General features: G+C 42.6%; 20 protein-coding genes, 1 pseudogene and 2 other annotated features. All 21 genes and pseudogenes read left to right on the forward strand.

Annotated features, from left to right (window positions below; all coding sequences use genetic code 11):
- Positions 1-254 precede the first annotated feature (254 nt).
- The 21 genes and pseudogenes from ctsR (at position 255) to rplA (ending at position 18,635) form a co-directional block, all read left to right on the forward strand.
- Entirely contained in the window at positions 255-719 is a 465-nt protein-coding gene (ctsR, locus tag CJU60_RS21020; protein WP_010332747.1) for a transcriptional regulator CtsR, read from the forward strand.
- 13 nt (positions 720-732) lie between these two features.
- Positions 733-1,290 carry a protein-arginine kinase activator protein McsA gene (mcsA, locus tag CJU60_RS21025; RefSeq protein ID WP_095714843.1) on the forward strand — a complete coding sequence of 186 codons (558 nt, stop codon included), beginning with the start codon at positions 733-735 and terminating at the stop codon, positions 1,288-1,290.
- Complete coding sequence (mcsB, locus tag CJU60_RS21030) at positions 1,290-2,381, forward strand: protein-arginine kinase McsB (protein ID WP_059291687.1); 1,092 nt, start codon at positions 1,290-1,292, stop codon at positions 2,379-2,381. Before mcsA ends, mcsB begins: the two co-directional genes overlap by 1 nt.
- Positions 2,378-4,810 carry an ATP-dependent protease ATP-binding subunit ClpC gene (clpC, locus tag CJU60_RS21035; RefSeq protein ID WP_010332750.1) on the forward strand — a complete coding sequence of 811 codons (2,433 nt, stop codon included), beginning with the start codon at positions 2,378-2,380 and terminating at the stop codon, positions 4,808-4,810. Before mcsB ends, clpC begins: the two co-directional genes overlap by 4 nt.
- A gap of 91 nt (positions 4,811-4,901) precedes the next feature.
- A complete protein-coding gene (radA, locus tag CJU60_RS21040; protein WP_044153447.1) occupies positions 4,902-6,278 on the forward strand; it encodes a DNA repair protein RadA in 1,377 nt (458 codons plus the stop codon).
- 3 nt (positions 6,279-6,281) lie between these two features.
- Positions 6,282-7,364 (forward strand): DNA integrity scanning diadenylate cyclase DisA, encoded by a 1,083-nt coding sequence (gene disA, locus CJU60_RS21045; RefSeq protein ID WP_003242042.1) that lies wholly within the window; start codon positions 6,282-6,284, stop codon positions 7,362-7,364.
- A 119-nt stretch (positions 7,365-7,483) separates the two neighbouring features.
- Complete coding sequence (locus CJU60_RS21050) at positions 7,484-8,584, forward strand: PIN/TRAM domain-containing protein (protein ID WP_059291688.1); 1,101 nt, start codon at positions 7,484-7,486, stop codon at positions 8,582-8,584.
- Positions 8,585-8,598: 14 nt separating this feature from the next.
- Positions 8,599-9,297: a 2-C-methyl-D-erythritol 4-phosphate cytidylyltransferase gene (gene ispD / locus CJU60_RS21055; RefSeq protein ID WP_095714844.1), complete on the forward strand. Its 699-nt coding sequence runs from the start codon at positions 8,599-8,601 to the stop codon at positions 9,295-9,297.
- Complete coding sequence (gene ispF, locus CJU60_RS21060) at positions 9,290-9,766, forward strand: 2-C-methyl-D-erythritol 2,4-cyclodiphosphate synthase (protein ID WP_095714845.1); 477 nt, start codon at positions 9,290-9,292, stop codon at positions 9,764-9,766. The genes ispD and ispF overlap by 8 nt, the downstream gene beginning before the upstream one ends.
- Positions 9,767-9,854: 88 nt before the next feature.
- On the forward strand, positions 9,855-11,306 hold the full coding sequence (gene gltX / locus CJU60_RS21065) for a glutamate--tRNA ligase (RefSeq protein ID WP_044153440.1): 1,452 nt from the start codon (positions 9,855-9,857) through the stop codon (positions 11,304-11,306).
- A gap of 2 nt (positions 11,307-11,308) precedes the next feature.
- Positions 11,309-11,539, forward strand: a binding site (T-box leader).
- Between the two features lie 80 nt (positions 11,540-11,619).
- Positions 11,620-12,273: a serine O-acetyltransferase gene (gene cysE / locus CJU60_RS21070; RefSeq protein WP_059336716.1), complete on the forward strand. Its 654-nt coding sequence runs from the start codon at positions 11,620-11,622 to the stop codon at positions 12,271-12,273.
- Positions 12,270-13,670, forward strand: coding sequence for a cysteine--tRNA ligase (gene cysS, locus CJU60_RS21075; protein WP_095714846.1), 1,401 nt, complete (start codon positions 12,270-12,272; stop codon positions 13,668-13,670). The genes cysE and cysS overlap by 4 nt, the downstream gene beginning before the upstream one ends.
- 3 nt (positions 13,671-13,673) lie before the next feature.
- A pseudogene (locus CJU60_RS21080) lies at positions 13,674-14,106 on the forward strand (mini-ribonuclease 3).
- Entirely contained in the window at positions 14,090-14,839 is a 750-nt protein-coding gene (gene rlmB / locus CJU60_RS21085; protein WP_059336713.1) for a 23S rRNA (guanosine(2251)-2'-O)-methyltransferase RlmB, read from the forward strand. The pseudogene CJU60_RS21080 and the gene rlmB overlap by 17 nt, the downstream one beginning before the upstream one ends.
- Before the next feature lie 6 nt (positions 14,840-14,845).
- Positions 14,846-15,358 carry a ribosome-dependent mRNA decay endonuclease Rae1/YacP gene (gene rae1, locus CJU60_RS21090; RefSeq protein WP_044153431.1) on the forward strand — a complete coding sequence of 171 codons (513 nt, stop codon included), beginning with the start codon at positions 14,846-14,848 and terminating at the stop codon, positions 15,356-15,358.
- 62 nt (positions 15,359-15,420) lie between these two features.
- Entirely contained in the window at positions 15,421-16,077 is a 657-nt protein-coding gene (gene sigH, locus CJU60_RS21095) for an RNA polymerase sporulation sigma factor SigH (RefSeq protein WP_003225758.1), read from the forward strand.
- 92 nt (positions 16,078-16,169) lie between these two features.
- A complete protein-coding gene (gene rpmG, locus CJU60_RS21100) occupies positions 16,170-16,319 on the forward strand; it encodes a 50S ribosomal protein L33 (RefSeq protein ID WP_003156421.1) in 150 nt (49 codons plus the stop codon).
- 33 nt (positions 16,320-16,352) lie between these two features.
- Positions 16,353-16,532: a preprotein translocase subunit SecE gene (secE, locus tag CJU60_RS21105; RefSeq protein ID WP_010327716.1), complete on the forward strand. Its 180-nt coding sequence runs from the start codon at positions 16,353-16,355 to the stop codon at positions 16,530-16,532.
- Positions 16,533-16,715: 183 nt separating this feature from the next.
- Complete coding sequence (gene nusG / locus CJU60_RS21110) at positions 16,716-17,249, forward strand: transcription termination/antitermination protein NusG (RefSeq protein WP_010332761.1); 534 nt, start codon at positions 16,716-16,718, stop codon at positions 17,247-17,249.
- A 167-nt stretch (positions 17,250-17,416) separates the two neighbouring features.
- Positions 17,417-17,842 carry a 50S ribosomal protein L11 gene (gene rplK / locus CJU60_RS21115; RefSeq protein WP_003156430.1) on the forward strand — a complete coding sequence of 142 codons (426 nt, stop codon included), beginning with the start codon at positions 17,417-17,419 and terminating at the stop codon, positions 17,840-17,842.
- A 94-nt stretch (positions 17,843-17,936) separates the two neighbouring features.
- Positions 17,937-18,635: a 50S ribosomal protein L1 gene (gene rplA / locus CJU60_RS21120; protein WP_003225765.1), complete on the forward strand. Its 699-nt coding sequence runs from the start codon at positions 17,937-17,939 to the stop codon at positions 18,633-18,635.
- 47 nt (positions 18,636-18,682) lie between these two features.
- Positions 18,683-18,822 (forward strand) — a sequence feature (ribosomal protein L10 leader region).
- Positions 18,823-18,871 lie beyond the last annotated feature (49 nt).

Raw genomic sequence — 18,871 nt, forward strand, 5'->3', positions numbered from 1 at the left:
GCCGCCAAGCAATTAACAAAAGGGCAGCTCATATGAGTTGCCCTTTTTTGCGTTCTGCTTATTGGTATCATAAAAGTTCATTTAGTTATATAATATAATAACTTCACAGAGAAATTTTAAGTGAATAATCAGGTTTTATGGATTTAGAAAATGGAAATACTTAAGATAGAGCGAGAAAGTTGAAAATTCTCGAAAAACACCTTATAGTAAGATTAAAGTCAAATATAGTCAAAGTCAATAAAGGAGGGGGTTGAGTGGGACATAATATTTCTGACATCATTGAACAGTACTTGAAACAAGTGTTAGATCAAAATGGCAAGGAAATTTTAGAGATTAAACGGAGTGAAATTGCAGATAAATTTCAATGTGTTCCTTCCCAAATAAATTATGTCATCAACACCAGATTTACAAGCGAGAGAGGATATATTGTTGAGAGCAAACGCGGGGGCGGCGGTTACATCAGAATCATTAAAATTAAAATGAATAATGAAGTTGTCCTAATCAATAATATTATTTCTCAAATTAATACCCATTTGTCTCAAGCAGCCTCTGATGACATTATTTTAAGGCTATTAGAAGACAAGGTGATCTCTGAAAGAGAAGCAAAAATGATGGTCAGCGTGATGGATCGCTCAGTACTGTACATTGATTTGCCTGAACGTGATGAATTAAGAGCGAGAATGATGAAAGCTATGCTGACCGCTTTAAAATTAAAATAAGCGGGTGAAAAGATTGATTTGTCAAGAGTGCAATGAGAGACCAGCCACTTTTCACTTTACAAAGGTTGTTAACGGAGAGAAAAAAGAGGTTCACATCTGCGAACAATGTGCAAAAGAACATAGCGATTCATATGGTATAAGTGCAAGTCATGGTTTCTCTATTCATAATTTACTATCAGGTTTACTGAACATGGATTCTTCATTTCAGAATGCTGGAACTCAAATGTTCAGCCATTCCGAGCAAATATCTGCTTGTCCGAAGTGCGGAATGACATTTCAGCAATTTAGAAAAACCGGTCGATTTGGCTGTGCCGAATGTTATAAAACATTTCATAGCAACATTACACCGATCTTACGCAAAGTTCACAGCGGAAACACTGTGCATGGCGGGAAAATACCGAAACGTATAGGCGGCAACCTGCATGTCAGACGACAGATCGAAATGCTGAAAAAAGAATTAGAAGCTTTAATACAACAAGAAGAATTTGAAAATGCAGCCCATGTGAGAGATCAAATTCGTTCATTAGAACAGTCACTCAAAAGTACAGATAGTGAGGAGGAACAGGGGTAATGTCGCTAAAGCATTTTATTCAGGACGCATTAAGCAGTTGGATGAAGCAGAAAGGCCCTGAAAGTGACATTGTACTCAGCAGCCGCATACGTTTAGCTAGGAACTTTGAAAATATTCGGTTCCCTACGCGATATTCCAATGAAGAAGCCTCATCCATCTTACAACAGTTTGAAGAACAGTTTTCAGAACAAGAAATTCCCGGTGTCGGCAAATTCCTTTTGATCAGAATGAACGACGCACAGCCTTTAGAAAAACGGGTGCTTGTTGAAAAGCATCTCATCAGCCCCAATTTGACAGAGTCTCCTTTTGGCGGCTGTTTGCTTTCTGAAAATGAGGAAGTAAGCGTCATGTTGAATGAGGAGGACCACATAAGAATTCAGTGTCTTTTCCCAGGATTTCAGCTTCCGCAAGCAATGAAAGCCGCAAACCAAGTTGATGACTGGATTGAGGAAAAGGTTGATTATGCATTTAGTGAGCAAAGAGGTTACTTAACCAGCTGTCCTACAAATGTAGGTACGGGCTTAAGGGCTTCAGTCATGATGCATCTTCCGGCACTGGTTTTAACTAGGCAAATAAATCGAATTATACCGGCTATTAATCAATTAGGCTTAGTTGTTAGAGGAATTTATGGGGAAGGCAGCGAAGCAGTAGGAAATATCTTTCAAATTTCAAATCAAATCACGCTTGGAAAGTCGGAGCAGGATATTGTCGATGACCTTAACAGCGTAGCTGCCCAACTGATTGAACAGGAACGATCTGCCCGAGAAGCGCTTTACCAAACCTCTAAGATTGAGCTTGAGGATCGTGTGTATCGATCCTATGGAGTCTTGTCCAATTGCCGAATGATAGAATCGAAAGAAACTGCAAAGTGTCTTTCAGATGTTCGGTTGGGTATAGACCTAGGCATTATAAAAGGACTTTCAAGCAATATACTTAATGAACTGATGATTTTAACACAGCCGGGATTTTTACAGCAGTACTCGGGAGGCGCTTTGCGTCCGAACGAAAGAGATATACGAAGAGCGGCTCTTATCAGAGAACGGCTTCACTTAGAAATGAATGGGAATAGACAGGAGGATGAATCGATATGATGTTTGGAAGATTTACAGAACGAGCTCAAAAGGTACTGGCGCTTGCACAGGAAGAAGCACTTCGTTTAGGTCATAATAATATCGGCACTGAGCATATTTTATTAGGACTGGTGCGAGAAGGAGAGGGCATCGCTGCTAAAGCACTTCAAGCGCTTGGACTTGGTTCAGATAAAATCCAAAAAGAAGTTGAGAGTTTAATTGGGCGCGGACAGGAAATGTCTCAAACGATTCATTATACTCCGAGAGCTAAAAAAGTCATTGAGCTTTCAATGGATGAGGCCAGAAAACTTGGCCATTCTTATGTGGGAACAGAGCATATTCTTCTTGGTCTTATTCGCGAAGGTGAAGGTGTGGCTGCGAGAGTGCTTAACAATCTCGGAGTCAGCTTGAATAAAGCAAGACAGCAAGTGCTTCAGCTTCTTGGAAGTAATGAAACAGGTTCATCAGCGGCTGGAACAAACAGCAATGCGAATACGCCTACACTAGATAGCCTGGCAAGAGATTTAACAGCGATTGCGAAGGAAGACAGCCTTGATCCGGTTATCGGCAGAAGCAAAGAAATTCAGCGTGTCATTGAAGTGCTGAGCCGCAGAACGAAAAACAATCCTGTTCTGATTGGGGAACCGGGCGTAGGGAAAACGGCTATCGCAGAAGGTCTTGCACAGCAAATTATCAATAATGAAGTTCCCGAAATTTTACGGGATAAACGCGTTATGACATTAGACATGGGAACAGTTGTTGCCGGTACGAAATATCGCGGTGAATTTGAGGACCGCTTGAAAAAAGTGATGGATGAAATCCGTCAGGCAGGAAATATCATTCTATTCATTGATGAGCTCCATACACTAATCGGAGCGGGCGGAGCAGAAGGTGCCATTGATGCATCCAACATTTTGAAACCTTCACTTGCTCGCGGAGAACTTCAGTGCATTGGTGCGACAACTCTTGATGAGTACCGTAAATATATTGAAAAAGATGCAGCTCTGGAACGCCGTTTTCAGCCAATCCAGGTTGATCAGCCGTCTGTAGACGAGAGCATTCAAATCCTAAAAGGCTTGCGTGACCGATATGAAGCCCACCACCGCGTTTCTATCACTGACGAAGCCATTGAGGCTGCGGTTAAGCTTTCTGACAGATATATCTCTGACCGTTTCCTTCCGGATAAAGCTATTGACTTGATCGATGAAGCGGGTTCAAAGGTCAGATTGCGTTCCTTTACAACGCCTCCTAATTTAAAAGAACTTGAACAGAAACTTGATGAAGTTCGTAAAGAGAAGGATGCTGCGGTGCAAAGCCAAGAATTTGAAAAAGCGGCTTCCTTGCGTGATACGGAACAGCGTTTGCGTGAACAAGTGGAAGATACGAAAAAATCATGGAAAGAGAAGCAGGGACAGGAAAACTCAGAGGTTTCTGTGGATGATATTGCGATGGTTGTATCCAGCTGGACTGGGGTGCCTGTATCAAAAATCGCTCAAACTGAAACTGATAAGCTTCTTAATATGGAGAGCATTCTTCATTCCCGTGTCATCGGCCAAGATGAAGCTGTTGTAGCCGTTGCTAAAGCGGTCAGACGTGCAAGAGCAGGGCTAAAAGACCCTAAACGCCCAATCGGCTCATTCATTTTCTTAGGCCCTACAGGTGTAGGTAAAACGGAGCTTGCACGGGCACTTGCTGAGTCTATCTTCGGTGATGAAGAAGCCATGATCAGAATTGATATGTCTGAATACATGGAAAAACACTCGACTTCTAGACTTGTAGGTTCACCTCCAGGGTATGTGGGATACGATGAGGGCGGCCAATTAACAGAGAAGGTAAGAAGAAAACCATACTCTGTTGTGCTTCTTGATGAGATTGAGAAAGCGCACCCTGACGTCTTCAATATCCTCCTTCAAGTACTTGAGGACGGACGATTGACTGATTCTAAAGGCCGTACAGTTGATTTCCGCAACACGATTCTGATCATGACGTCAAACGTCGGAGCAAGTGAGCTGAAACGCAACAAATATGTCGGCTTCAACGTTCAGGATGAGACGCAAAATCATAAAGACATGAAGGATAAAGTGATGGGTGAACTGAAACGTGCGTTCAGACCGGAATTCATCAACCGTATTGATGAAATTATCGTCTTCCATTCACTCGAGAAAAAACATCTGGCTGAAATCGTGTCATTGATGTCTGATCAATTAACAAAACGTCTTAAAGAACAGGACCTTTCTATAGAATTGACGGAAGCTGCGAAAGCAAAAGTCGCGGAAGAGGGCGTAGACCTTGAATACGGTGCCCGCCCGCTCAGAAGAGCCATTCAAAAACATGTGGAGGATCGTTTATCTGAAGAGCTGCTCAGAGGTAACATTCATAAAGGACACCATATCGTTCTTGATGTAGAAGATGGCGAATTTGTCGTAAAAACGACTGCTAAAACGAATTAATATAGAAGACGAAAATGAGGCATACAGCATGTAAGTGTATGCCTCAATTTCGTATCAAGAAATAGAACAAGGGAGAGGTCTTACACTATTTATGGCTAAAACAAAATCCAAATTCATCTGCCAATCCTGCGGCTACGAGTCTCCAAAATGGATGGGGAAATGTCCGGGCTGCGGTGCTTGGAATACAATGGTGGAAGAAATGATTAAAAAAGCACCGGCAAATCGGAGAGCGGCTTTTTCTCATTCTGTTCAAACCGTACAGAAACCTTCCCCCATAACATCAATCGAAACATCAGAAGAACCCCGGGTTAAAACACAGCTCGGCGAGTTTAACAGAGTGCTCGGCGGCGGTGTGGTGAAGGGCTCACTTGTTTTAATTGGCGGGGACCCCGGCATCGGAAAATCGACCTTATTACTGCAAGTATCCGCTCAGTTATCTGGTTCAACACGTCATGTTCTGTACATTTCAGGAGAAGAATCGGTAAAACAAACGAAATTAAGAGCAGACCGTCTGGGCATAAATAATCCCTCACTGCATGTTTTATCCGAAACCGATATGGAGTATATTTCGTCTGCTATAGAAGAGATGAATCCAGCGTTTGTGGTTGTTGACTCTATTCAAACGGTCTATCAAAGCGATATTACATCGGCTCCCGGCAGTGTGTCACAGGTAAGAGAATGTACAGCCGAGCTGATGAAAATTGCAAAGACAAAAGGTATTCCGATATTTATTGTAGGTCATGTAACGAAAGAAGGATCCATCGCGGGGCCGAGACTGCTGGAGCATATGGTTGACACTGTTTTATACTTTGAAGGAGAACGTCACCATACTTTCCGAATCTTACGGGCTGTAAAAAACCGCTTTGGTTCTACAAACGAAATGGGTATTTTTGAAATGCGGGAAGAAGGGCTTACTGAGGTACTGAATCCTTCGGAAATCTTCTTAGAAGAGCGTTCGGCGGGATCTGCGGGGTCGAGCATAACGGCTTCTATGGAAGGTACAAGGCCGATTCTTGTAGAAATTCAGGCACTCATCTCGCCAACAAGCTTTGGCAATCCGCGGCGCATGGCAACAGGGATAGATCATAACAGGGTGTCACTGTTAATGGCTGTGTTAGAAAAAAGAGTAGGGCTGCTGCTGCAAAATCAGGATGCATATTTGAAGGTAGCGGGCGGCGTCAAACTTGATGAACCTGCGATTGATCTTGCTATAGCGGTCAGTATCGCATCAAGCTTTAGAGACACACCTCCAAATCCTGCAGATTGCTTTATAGGAGAAGTGGGATTAACCGGAGAAGTCCGCCGGGTATCAAGAATTGAACAGCGTGTAAAAGAAGCGGCAAAGCTTGGTTTTAAACGCATGATCATACCTGCGGCAAATCTGGATGGATGGACGAAACCAAAAGGGATTGAGGTCATCGGAGTAGCAAATGTTGCAGAGGCACTTCGTACTTCATTAGGAGGATAATAGATGGAAAAAGAGAAAAAAGGGGCGAAACATGAGTTAGACCTGTCTTCTATTTTGCAGTTTGTTGCTCCTGGAACACCGCTCAGAGCGGGGATAGAAAATGTACTGAGAGCAAATACAGGCGGTCTGATTGTTGTTGGATATAATGATAAAGTAAAAGAAGTGGTGGATGGCGGTTTCCACATTAACACTGCTTTTTCTCCGGCGCATTTATATGAACTGGCTAAAATGGATGGTGCGATTATTTTAAGTGATTCTGGTCAAAAAATCCTATATGCCAATACACAATTGATGCCTGAAGCCACAATTTCTTCGTCAGAAACAGGAATGCGGCACCGCACCGCCGAAAGAGTAGCTAAGCAAACCGGCTGTCTCGTTATCGCAATTTCTGAGAGAAGAAATGTCATAACGTTATATCAGGAAAGTATGAAGTATACACTTAAAGACATAGGATTTATTTTAACAAAAGCGAACCAAGCCATTCAAACTCTAGAAAAATATAAAACAATTCTGGACAAAACGATTAATGCACTAAACGCATTAGAGTTTGAGGAACTCGTTACATTCAGCGATGTTCTGTCTGTGATGCACCGTTATGAAATGGTGTTGCGAATCAAAAATGAAATCAACATGTATATCAGGGAACTGGGAACAGAAGGTCATTTGATTAAGCTGCAGGTCATCGAACTGATTACTGATATGGAAGAAGAGGCTGCTTTATTTATTAAGGATTATGTGAAAGAAAAGATTAAAGATCCATTTGTCCTTTTAAAAGAGCTGCAGGATATGTCCAGCTACGATTTGCTTGATGATTCCATTGTTTATAAGCTGCTTGGTTATCCGGCTTCTACAAATCTTGATGACTATGTTCTGCCTAGAGGATACAGGCTGCTAAATAAGATTCCGCGCCTTCCGATGCCGATTGTGGAGAATGTGGTGGAGGCATTTGGCGTACTGCCGAGAATTATTGAGGCCAGCGCAGAAGAATTAGATGAAGTAGAGGGTATCGGTGAAGTACGAGCCCAAAAAATCAAAAAGGGCTTAAAACGCCTTCAAGAGAAGCATTATTTAGACAGACAGCTATGATTTTCGGTTAAAACCATATCTTTACGGGTATATTATTGTTGGTTTTTGTTTATTCTGATATTCGTAGGTTGCGTAAAATCTTGTGAAATACAATAATTTTCTTTAAAGGAGGTGGGGGTATGTTAAAACGAATAGTTCAGGCGTTCTTCATTATCTTCGGCGGCGTTGTTGGTATATTTTTAATACCTGAATTGTTTGTACTGTTAAGTTTACAGGACATACCTTTAATAACAAACGCATATACGTCTGCGGCAATAGGTGCAATTATCTTTTTCCTCATCAGTATATGGGGTACAGATTACGTTGTGAACTGGGTTAAGTGGATAGAGGATTCATTATTAAAAGCGCCGGTTCCAGATTTGTTATTTGGAAGTCTTGGCTTAGTATTTGGACTTATAATTGCTTATCTTATCGTAAACGTTATTCCTTTAGACAATATACCTTACCGCATACTCAGCACAATCATCCCTGTGTTTTTAGCTTTCTTTCTCGGTTATCTTGGCTTTCAGGTGGGCTTTAAGAAAAAGGATGAATTGATCAGCCTATTCTCCATTTCCGCCAGAATGCAAAAGAAAAAAGGAACAGCTGATGAAGAGCACGAGGTCCAAGACAAAAAGCTGAAAATCCTGGACACAAGTGTTATTATTGATGGGAGAATTGCAGATATTTGTCAGACTGGTTTTTTAGAGGGAATTATCGTGATTCCGCAGTTTGTCCTTGAGGAATTGCAGCATATCGCTGACTCCTCAGATGTGTTAAAACGCAACAGAGGGCGCCGCGGTCTTGATATCCTGAACCGCATTCAAAAAGAATTAGATATTAAAGTTGAAATTTATGAAGGTGACTTTGAAGATATCCAGGAGGTTGACAGCAAGCTGGTCAAACTCGCTAAACTGACATCCGGAGTCGTTGTGACGAATGATTTTAATTTAAATAAAGTGTGCGAGCTTCAGAAGGTAGCAGTGTTAAACATTAATGACCTTGCCAACGCGGTCAAGCCTGTTGTGCTTCCGGGTGAGGAAATGAATGTTCAGGTCATTAAAGACGGCAAAGAGCATAATCAGGGAGTCGCTTACTTGGATGACGGCACTATGATTGTCGTTGAAGAAGGACGGAATTATATCGGCAAACACATTGATGTTCTCGTCACAAGCGTGCTGCAGACAGCAGCGGGACGAATGATTTTTGCCAAGCCTAAGCTGTTGGAGAAGGCGCTGTAAAGGGAGAAAGAACAATGAATTATGATGTGGTAATTCTTGCGGCCGGACAGGGGAAACGGATGAAGGCAGGGAGAAATAAACTGTTTATCGAGCTGAAAGGAGACCCGGTTATCATTCACACTTTACGGGTGTTTGACAGCCATCGTCCGTGCGGCAGAATCATTTTGGTGATTAACGAGCGCGAACGGGACGACTTTCAGCAATTGCTGAACCAATATCCGTTTCAAACCGCTATCGAGCTTGTAGCAGGCGGAGATGAACGCCAGCACAGTGTTTATAAAGGGCTCAAAGCCGTTAAACACGAAAAGATTGTCCTCGTTCACGACGGCGCTCGTCCTTTTATAAAGCATGAACAGATTGACGAACTGATTGCAGAAGCGGAGCAGACCGGAGCGGCCATCCTGGCTGTTCCGGTAAAAGATACGATTAAACGCGTTCAAGATTTAGAAGTCAGTGAGACGATTGAACGTTCAAGCTTGTGGGCTGTCCAAACGCCACAAGCTTTTCGTCTTTCTTTATTGATGGAGGCTCACGCTGAGGCAGAGCGCAGAGGGTTTTTAGGAACCGATGACGCCAGTCTCGTCGAACAGCTGGAGGGCCGTTCGGTTCGTGTTGTAGAAGGTAACTATACAAATATTAAGCTGACGACTCCTGATGATTTAACGTCAGCTGAAGCTATCATGGAAGCAGAAAGTGGGAATAATCATGTTTAGAATCGGACAAGGTTTTGATGTGCACCAATTAGTAGAGGGCCGGCCTCTCATTATCGGCGGAGTTGAAATCCCGTATGAAAAAGGATTGCTCGGACATTCTGACGCAGATGTATTATTGCACACAGTTGCTGACGCATGCCTCGGAGCTGTCGGGGAGGGCGACATCGGCAAGCATTTCCCGGATACAGATCCGGAGTTCAAGGATGCTGATTCGTTTAAATTACTTCAGCATGTCTGGGGGATTGTGAAACAGAAAGGGTATGTACTTGGAAATATTGACTGTACGATCATTGCACAGAAGCCGAAGATGGCGCCGTACATAGAAGACATGAGAAAAAGAATCGCTGAAGGGCTTGAGGCAGAGGTTTCCCAAGTGAATGTTAAAGCGACCACGACCGAAAAGCTTGGATTTACAGGAAGAGCGGAAGGAATAGCGGCTCAAGCCACAGTGCTGATACAAAAAGGCTAACTTGTTTTGATGCCCGGTCTATTTGGTGGTAGAATAGATGCATACATTTAGCCTGAGGCCATACATGAGATGAAAGGAAGTATTTGAAATGGGAAACGAAGTACGCGTCCGTTATGCACCGAGTCCAACAGGACATTTGCATATTGGAAATGCCAGAACGGCGCTTTTTAATTATTTATTTGCCCGCAATCAAGGCGGCAAGTTTATTATCCGTGTTGAGGACACTGATAAAAAACGCAACATTGAGGGCGGAGAACAAAGCCAGCTCAACTATTTAAAATGGCTTGGCATCGACTGGGATGAGAGTGTGGATGTCGGCGGAGAGTACGGCCCATACCGTCAGTCCGAGCGTAACGATATCTATAAGGTTTACTATGAAGAGCTGCTTGAAAAAGGGCTTGCTTATAAATGTTTCTGTACAGAAGAAGAACTTGAAAAAGAACGTGAAGAGCAGATTGCCCGCGGAGAGATGCCGCGTTATTCCGGAAAGCACAGAGATCTGACTCAGGAAGAACAGGAAAAATTCCTTGCAGAGGGCAGAAAGCCGAGTATTCGTTTCCGTGTCCCTGAAGGAAAAATCATTGCGTTTAATGATATTGTAAAAGGTGAAATTTCTTTCGAATCTGATGGCATCGGCGACTTTGTTATTGTGAAAAAAGACGGAACGCCGACTTATAACTTTGCAGTAGCTGTGGATGACTATCTAATGAAAATGACGCACGTGCTGCGCGGTGAGGACCATATTTCGAATACACCAAAACAGATCATGATCTTTCAAGCGTTCGGCTGGGATATTCCTCAGTTCGGCCACATGACGTTGATTGTAAATGAAAGCCGTAAAAAGCTCAGCAAACGTGATGAATCGATTATTCAATTCATTGAGCAATATAAAGAGCTTGGCTACTTGCCGGAGGCGCTGTTCAACTTTATCGGCCTGCTGGGCTGGTCGCCGGTGGGAGAAGAAGAGCTTTTCACAAAAGAAGAGTTTATTGAAATTTTTGATGTAAATCGTTTATCTAAATCACCAGCTCTGTTTGATATGCATAAGCTGAAATGGGTCAACAACCAATATGTGAAAAAATTGGATCTTGATCAGGTTGTTGAGCTTACGCTTCCGCATCTTCAAAAAGCCGGCAAAGTTGGCAATGAACTATCTCCTGAAGAACAAGAATGGGTTCGCAAACTGATTTCTCTATATCATGAGCAATTGAGCTACGGTGCGGAAATTGTTGAGCTGACTGATTTGTTCTTTACGGATGAGATCGAGTATAATCAAGAAGCAAAAGCTGTTCTAGAAGAAGAACAGGTGCCTGAAGTACTCAGCACATTCGCTGCGAAGCTTGAAGAGCTGGAGGAGTTCACTCCGGACCAGATCAAAGCTTCTATCAAAGCAGTGCAGAAAGAAACAGGTCATAAAGGGAAAAAACTGTTTATGCCGATCCGTGTTGCTGTAACAGGCCAAACTCACGGTCCTGAGCTTCCGCAATCAATTGAACTGATCGGAAAAGAATCTGCAATTCAGCGGTTGAAAAATATCTAAATAGATGATTGTTGACAGGGAAGAGTATAAAGCTTTAGACCAATACAGAAAGGATCTTCATTGGCTGAGAGAGATCCAGGAGTCGGGTTTTAGAAGTGCGCCCTTAAGACCTTTGAAGAACGTTTTTCGAAACCAGTATTCAAAGGCGGCCGCCGCCGTTACAGGCTGAAGTTGGGAGAGCAGGAGTCTGCTTTTCAAACAGAGTGGAACCGCGCGGTCAAAGCGTCTCTGTCATGTTTACATGCAGAGGCGCTTTTTTTATTGGGTCTAGAGGAAATAGATAGATGATAGCGGGTAGAATGGGGGGAAGCATGTGTTTTTTAAAATGCTCAAAGAAGACATTGATACGGTGTTCGATCAAGATCCTGCAGCACGAAGTTATTTTGAAGTGATTTTAACTTATTCCGGTTTACATGCTATATGGGCGCATCGGATTGCACATGCTTTATATAAACGAAAATTTTATTTCCTTGCACGCCTTATATCTCAGGTGAGCCGATTTTTTACAGGAATTGAAATCCACCCAGGGGCTACGATCGGAAGAAGATTTTTCATAGACCATGGGATGGGGGTTGTCATTGGGGAGACATGTGAAATCGGCAATAACGTAACCGTTTTTCAGGGGGTTACTCTCGGAGGAACGGGGAAAGAAAGGGGCAAAAGGCATCCGACAATTAAAGATGACGCTTTGATAGCGACAGGTGCTAAAGTGCTCGGTTCAATAACTGTCGGTGAAGGCTCTAAAATAGGGGCTGGTTCAGTTGTGCTGCACGATGTTCCGGACTACTCTACAGTTGTCGGCATCCCGGGAAGGGTTGTCGTGCAAAACGGCAAGAAAATCAAACGGGATTTAAACCATCAGGATTTACCCGATCCGGTTGCTGACCGGTTTAAGTCTTTGGAACAGCAGATTTTAGAGCTGAAGACGGAACTTGAAGACAGAAAAGAAAGGATTAATCAAAAATGACAATCACTCTTTATAATACATTGACTAGACAGAAGGAAACGTTCGTTCCTCTTGAAGAGGGAAAAGTGAAAATGTACGTGTGCGGACCGACGGTTTACAATTATATTCATATTGGAAATGCCCGTCCGGCCATCGTTTATGACACGGTTCGAAACTATTTGGAGTATAAAGGCTACGATGTCCAATATGTCTCTAACTTCACAGATGTAGATGATAAATTAATTAAAGCGGCAAATGAACTTGGTGAAGATGTTCCGACCATTTCTGAGCGTTTTATTAAGGCGTACTTTGAAGATGTGGGCGCTCTTGGCTGCAGAAAAGCGGACCTTCATCCGCGCGTCATGGAAAACATGGACGCGATTATTGATTTCATAGATCAGCTGGTGAAAAAGGGCTATGCTTATGAATCTGAAGGAGATGTTTATTTCAAAACAAGAGCATTTGAGGGATACGGAAAGCTCTCGCAGCAATCGATTGATGAATTGAGATCTGGCGCGCGCATCCGAGTTGGCGAGAAAAAAGAAGATGCTCTTGATTTCGCTCTGTGGAAAGCGGCTAAAGAAGGAGAAATCTCTTGGGATAGCCCTTGGGGGAAAGGACGTCCGGGCTGGCACATTGAATGCTCTGCGATGGTGAAAAAGTACTTAGGTGATCAAATTGATATCCATGCAGGCGGCCAGGATTTAACATTCCCTCACCATGAAAATGAAATTGCTCAATCAGAAGCGCTGACTGGCAAAACATTTGCGAAATACTGGCTTCATAACGGCTATATCAATATCGATAATGAAAAAATGTCAAAATCACTCGGCAACTTTGTGCTTGTGCATGACATTATTAAACAGCATGATCCGCAGCTGCTCAGATTCTTTATGCTGTCTGTTCACTATCGTCACCCAATTAACTATTCAGAAGAGCTTCTGGAGAACACAAAGAGCGCGTTTAACCGGTTGAAAACAGCGTACAGCAACCTTCAGTACCGTTTAAACAGCAGCACGAATTTAACAGAAGATGATGATAAATGGCTTGCAAAGATTGAAGAACATCGAACAGCATTTGAAGAAGCAATGGATGATGATTTTAATACAGCGAATGCCATTTCTGTTTTATTCGATTTGGCGAAGAATGCGAACTATTATCTTCAGGAAGATCATACGGCAGATCACGTTATTACAGCGTTTATTGACATGTTTGACCAAATTGTTTCTGTCCTCGGTTTCTCACTGGGTGAGCAGGAGCTTCTGGATCAAGAGATTGAAGATTTGATTGAAAAAAGAAATGAAGCGCGCCGCAATCGTGATTTTGCTCTGTCTGATCAGATCCGCGACCAGCTGAAAAGCATGAATATCATTCTTGAAGATACGGCTCAAGGCACTCGCTGGAAACGGGGAGAATAACGGATGCTTGATTTTGAAACGATAAAAGATTCAAAGCAGCTTAACGGTCTTGCGCTTGCTTATATAGGTGATGCCATTTTTGAAGTTTATGTGAGGCATCACCTGCTTAAGCAGGGATTTACCAAACCAAATGATCTTCACAAGAAATCAAGCCGGATCGTATCGGCAAAGTCACAGGCTGAGATCCTTTTCTTTCTGCGGAATCAATCCTTTTTCACGGAAGAAGAGGAAGCGGTGCTGAAAAGAGGCAGAAATGCCAAGTCGGGAACGATACCTAAAAATACAGATGTTCAGACGTACCGCTATAGTACAGCATTTGAAGCACTGCTGGGCTATCTTTTTCTTGAGAAAAAAGAAGAAAGACTGAATCAGCTTGTTGCTGAAGCTATACAATTCGGAACGGTCAGGGAGGAAAACAAATGAGTCAGCAACATGATTACGTCATAGGAAAAAATGCAGTGATCGAGACGTTAAAATCAGATCGCAAGCTGTATAAGCTGTGGATGGCGGAAAACACCGTAAAGGGACAAGCACAGCAGGTGATTGAGCTCGCGAAAAAGCAGGGCATCACCATTCAATACGTCCCTAGAAAAAAACTCGACCAAATGGTGACGGGGCAGCACCAAGGTGTAGTGGCGCAGGTCGCAGCGTATGAGTACGCGGAACTGGACGACTTATATAAAGCGGCAGAGGAAAGAAATGAACAGCCTTTCTTTCTCATTCTGGACGAGCTTGAGGACCCTCATAATCTCGGTTCAATTATGAGAACAGCTGATGCAGTCGGCGCCCATGGCATTGTAATTCCAAAACGCAGAGCTGTCGGTCTGACAACTACAGTGGCAAAGGCTTCAACAGGCGCAATTGAGCATATTCCAGTCGCAAAGGTCACCAATTTGGCGCGAACGCTAGAGGAAATGAAAGAGCGGGGAATCTGGGTTGTCGGAACGGATGCATCCGCGCGGGAGGATTACCGCACAATGGACGGCAGCATGCCTTTGGCTCTCGTCATCGGAAGTGAAGGAAAAGGAATGGGACGCCTGATTAAAGAAAAATGTGATTTTCTTATTAAACTCCCGATGGCAGGTAAAGTTACTTCACTCAATGCATCTGTAGCGGCGGGGCTTTTGATGTATGAAGTCTACCGGAAGCGAAACCCTCTGGGAGAATAATGATCAATGGATATCCTGTTAGTAGACGGATACAACATGATTGGAGCCTGGCCGCAGCTGAAGGATTTAAAAGCGAATAGTTTTGAAGAGGCGAGAGACGTACTGATTCAGAAAATGGCGGAATATCAATCGTATACAGGAAACAGGGTTATTGTCGTATTTGACGCGCATCTTGTGAAGGGAATTGAGAAAAAACAGACTAACCACAGAGTTGAAGTGATTTTCACAAAAGAAAATGAGACTGCGGATGAGCGGATAGAAAAGCTGGCACAGGATCTGAATAACATTGCGACTCAAATTCATGTTGCGACCTCTGACTACACTGAGCAGTGGGCGATTTTCGGACAAGGGGCATTGCGAAAATCGGCCCGGGAGCTCTTGAGAGAGGTAGAAGCGATAGAAAGGCGAATCGAAAGGCGGGTAAGAAAGATCACTTCCGAAAAGCCAGCGGGTAAAATTGCTTTATCGGAAGAGGTTTTGAAAACGTTTGAAAAATGGCGGAGGGGCGACTTAGATTAAGTTGACGCTTTTTTGTCCAGTAATGTATAATATTTCTATCTACGTGCGCCGGGGGGATCGGAGTGAATCTACAGAACAACAAGGGAAAATTCAACAAAGAGCAGTTTTGCCAGTTGGAGGACGAGCAGGTCATTGAAAAGGTTCATGTTGGGGACAGTGATGCGTTAGATTACTTGATTACGAAGTACCGAAACTTTGTTCGTGCAAAAGCAAGATCCTATTTTTTAATAGGTGCGGACAGAGAAGATATTGTTCAGGAAGGAATGATAGGCCTCTATAAGTCTATTCGTGACTTCAAAGAGGACAAGCTTACCTCTTTCAAAGCTTTCGCAGAATTATGTATTACCCGCCAAATTATTACCGCAATAAAGACAGCTACTCGCCAGAAACACATTCCTTTGAATTCCTACGTCTCATTAGATAAACCGATTTTTGATGAAGAATCAGACCGAACGCTGCTTGATGTCATTTCGGGAGCGAAAACGTTAAACCCAGAAGAAATGATTATCAATCAGGAAGAATTTGATGATATTGAAATGAAAATGGGAGAACTTTTAAGTGATTTAGAGAGAAAAGTACTTGTATTATATCTAGACGGAAGAAGCTACCAAGAGATTTCAGATGAGCTGAACCGCCATGTCAAATCGATCGATAACGCCCTTCAGCGAGTCAAACGCAAGCTGGAGAAGTACCTGGAAATTCGCGAGATCAGTTTGTAATAGGGATTTATGGTATATTGACAGTATTTTTCTGACTATGATATGTTACTTAAGATAAGAACTAATGTCTATTTAGAAAAAGGTGTAATGACATGAGAAAAAAGATTACGTTAGCATGCAAGACATGCGGAAACCGTAACTATACGACAATGAAGAGCTCTGCATCAGCGGCTGAGCGATTAGAAGTAAAGAAATACTGCAGTACTTGCAATTCACATACAGCTCATCTTGAAACAAAATAGTGTTTGCGCTTTTAAATTGTGGAGGTCTTTTACATGCGTATTATGAGATTCTTTAAAGATGTTGGGAAAGAAATGAAAAAGGTAAGCTGGCCTAAAGGAAAAGAGTTAACTCGCTATACCATCACGGTTATTTCAACAGTTATCTTTTTTATTATCTTTTTTGCCCTCCTTGACACAGGAATTTCTCAATTAATTCGTTTAATAGTTGAATAATGATCAGCAATACGTGCTATAATAGATCATAATATCACTTGCCAAAACCCGTTCAGCGGGTTTTTTATTGTGGGTTAAAAATGAAAGTTATCATAGGCTTACCGCCTATTTTTTGCATGAAGCGTTATGGTAGTACACTAAAACCAAATGCGGGGAGGGAAGGACTGGACAGTCCTGAAGAGAATGGAAAAGAATTGGTATGTTGTTCACACGTACTCTGGTTATGAGAACAAAGTAAAAGCCAACTTGGAAAAACGTGTTGAATCAATGGGGATGCAGGATAAGATTTTTCGTGTAGTCGTACCTGAAGAAGAAGAGACAGATATCAAAAACGGCAAGAAAAAAGTCGTTAAAAAGAAAGTATTCCCTGGTTATGTCCTTGTTGAAATCGTCATGACGGATGATTCTTGGTATGTTGTCCGCAACACACCTGGTGTTACTGGATTCGTAGGTTCCGCCGGCTCTGGTTCAAAACCGACGGCGCTTCTTCCTGGCGAAGCAGAAACCATTCTGAAGAGAATGGGTATGGACGAACGCAAAACTGACATTGACTTTGAATTAAAAGAGACAGTGAAAGTGATAGACGGACCTTTTGCCAACTTTACTGGATCAATTGAAGAGATTGACTACGATAAAAGCAAGGTTAAAGTTTTCGTTAATATGTTCGGTCGTGAAACGCCGGTTGAGCTGGAATTTACCCAGATCGACAAATTGTAATGTGAAAAAACTTGAAATTGCTATATATAAATGATAATATAGCAAAGGTACGTCTTGGACTTATCCAAGGCAGCTAGCTTGATATTTCGTCATTCATATAAAGAATGAAACCTTGAGTGGGAGGGTTTACCCTATTACCACATCACGGACTTAAGGAGGTGTGTCTCGTGGCTAAAAAAGTAGTAAAAGTTGTAAAATTGCAAATTCCTGCTGGAAAAGCTAACCCAGCGCCGCCAGTTGGACCTGCACTAGGTCAAGCCGGTGTTAATATCATGGGATTCTGTAAGGAGTTTAACGCTCGTACAGCTGACCAAGCTGGTTTAATCATTCCTGTTGAAATTTCGGTTTACGAAGACCGTTCATTTACATTTATTACAAAAACTCCGCCTGCTGCAGTATTGCTTAAAAAAGCAGCTGGAATTGAGTCTGGTTCTGGTGAACCAAACCGTAATAAAGTGGCAACCGTTAAGCGCGATAAAGTACGCGAAATCGCTGAAACGAAAATGCCTGACTTAAACGCAGCAGACGTTGAAGCGGCAATGCGCATGGTTGAAGGTACTGCACGCAGTATGGGTATTGTAATCGAGGATTAATTTGTTTCTTGTCGGGTTGCGAGTTTTCACAAGTTCGCAACCCTTATTCGTGGGAGGTTATTCCGCTATAACCACATAAGGAGGAAATTTTAAAATGGCTAAAAAAGGTAAAAAGTACGCAGAAGCTGCTAAGCTTGTAGATCGTGCGAAAGCTTACGATGTTTCTGAAGCAGTAGCTCTCGTTAAAAAAACAAACACAGCTAAATTCGACGCTACAGTTGAAGTTGCATTCCGTCTAGGGGTTGACCCTCGTAAAAACGACCAGCAAATCCGCGGAGCAGTTGTGCTTCCAAACGGAACTGGTAAAACTCAGCGCGTTCTCGTTTTCGCAAAAGGCGAAAAAGCGAAAGAAGCTGAAGCTGCTGGTGCAGATTACGTTGGAGATACTGACTACATCAACAAAATTCAACAAGGCTGGTTCGATTTCGATGTAATCGTAGCTACACCTGACATGATGGGTGAAGTTGGTAAAATCGGTCGTGTACTTGGACCAAAAGGTTTAATGCCAAACCCTAAAACTGGTACAGTTACTTTCGAAGTTGAAAAAGCAATCGGCGAAATCAAAGCTGGTAAAGTTGAATACCGCGTTGATAAAGCTGGAAACATCCATGTTCCTATCGGTAAAGTTTCTTTCGAGGATGAAAAACTTGTTGAGAACTTCACAACAATGTATGATACAATCCTGAAAGCAAAACCTGCTGCAGCAAAAGGTGTTTACGTGAAAAACGTTGCTGTAACTTCTACTATGGGACCTGGTGTCAAAGTAGACGCTTCAACTTTCAACGTAAAATAATATTGACATGAATTCAACATTCTGATATGATTCAAAATGTTGTAAAATATAATATATCATTTATACCGTAGACAGTAGGGGCTTAACGGCTTAATATCCTACCGAGGTGTATATTATCACAGCTATTACGTTACGTATGCTTGTATATACAGCCTCCATGTCTCATGGAGGCTTTTTATATGGAATCCGTTTCTCAGTCGTGATCACCTGACGGTATAAGTGTTACACAAGAATCT

Source organism: Bacillus sp. 7705b (assembly GCF_002289525.1).
Taxonomy (GTDB): Bacteria; Bacillota; Bacilli; order Bacillales; family Bacillaceae; genus Bacillus; species Bacillus halotolerans.

What these genes read in the sequence shown, in the direction of transcription:
- disA (WP_003242042.1), top strand. Translation starts at nt 6,282, where the DNA reads ATGGAAAAAGAGAAAAAAGGGGCGAAACATGAGTTAGACCTGTCTTCT.
- ispD (WP_095714844.1), top strand. Translation starts at nt 8,599, where the DNA reads ATGAATTATGATGTGGTAATTCTTGCGGCCGGACAGGGGAAACGGATG.
- rplA (WP_003225765.1), top strand. Translation starts at nt 17,937, where the DNA reads ATGGCTAAAAAAGGTAAAAAGTACGCAGAAGCTGCTAAGCTTGTAGAT.
- rae1 (WP_044153431.1), top strand. Translation starts at nt 14,846, where the DNA reads ATGGATATCCTGTTAGTAGACGGATACAACATGATTGGAGCCTGGCCG.
- cysS (WP_095714846.1), top strand. Translation starts at nt 12,270, where the DNA reads ATGACAATCACTCTTTATAATACATTGACTAGACAGAAGGAAACGTTC.
- ispF (WP_095714845.1), top strand. Translation starts at nt 9,290, where the DNA reads ATGTTTAGAATCGGACAAGGTTTTGATGTGCACCAATTAGTAGAGGGC.
- radA (WP_044153447.1), top strand. Translation starts at nt 4,902, where the DNA reads ATGGCTAAAACAAAATCCAAATTCATCTGCCAATCCTGCGGCTACGAG.
- rlmB (WP_059336713.1), top strand. Translation starts at nt 14,090, where the DNA reads ATGAGTCAGCAACATGATTACGTCATAGGAAAAAATGCAGTGATCGAG.
- rpmG (WP_003156421.1), top strand. Translation starts at nt 16,170, where the DNA reads ATGAGAAAAAAGATTACGTTAGCATGCAAGACATGCGGAAACCGTAAC.
- nusG (WP_010332761.1), top strand. Translation starts at nt 16,716, where the DNA reads ATGGAAAAGAATTGGTATGTTGTTCACACGTACTCTGGTTATGAGAAC.
- gltX (WP_044153440.1), top strand. Translation starts at nt 9,855, where the DNA reads ATGGGAAACGAAGTACGCGTCCGTTATGCACCGAGTCCAACAGGACAT.
- clpC (WP_010332750.1), top strand. Translation starts at nt 2,378, where the DNA reads ATGATGTTTGGAAGATTTACAGAACGAGCTCAAAAGGTACTGGCGCTT.
- mcsB (WP_059291687.1), top strand. Translation starts at nt 1,290, where the DNA reads ATGTCGCTAAAGCATTTTATTCAGGACGCATTAAGCAGTTGGATGAAG.
- CJU60_RS21050 (WP_059291688.1), top strand. Translation starts at nt 7,484, where the DNA reads ATGTTAAAACGAATAGTTCAGGCGTTCTTCATTATCTTCGGCGGCGTT.
- secE (WP_010327716.1), top strand. Translation starts at nt 16,353, where the DNA reads ATGCGTATTATGAGATTCTTTAAAGATGTTGGGAAAGAAATGAAAAAG.